This window comes from Psychrobacter sp. UBA2514 (assembly GCF_002341255.1).
Classification (GTDB): domain Bacteria; phylum Pseudomonadota; class Gammaproteobacteria; order Pseudomonadales; family Moraxellaceae; genus Psychrobacter; species Psychrobacter pacificensis.
Map to the genome: position 1 here is coordinate 1,378 of NZ_DDNS01000024.1, position 304 is coordinate 1,681.

Below are 304 nucleotides of genomic sequence, written 5' to 3' on the forward strand. Positions count from 1 at the left end.
CCCGCCAATAATGAGCAGTAAGGTTTTTTGGACGAGAAATTTGAAGTTGGTAACATAGTCGATAGCCTTATAGTGATATAAAAAAGAGATAAATATATGGCTAAAAACCATGCCAATGTTATTTATCGATGATCTCTAGTACGCCATAAAGCATACCTTAAAGAATAACTAAATTACAAGATTGGATTGTTAACGTTTAGGCTGGCTCAAAAGCCGTCAAGCGGTTGAGTGACTGCGCACGTAAACTTTAACCAAACATCAACAACTTTCACTATATACGCAACTATAAGCGACTTAGTTTTTG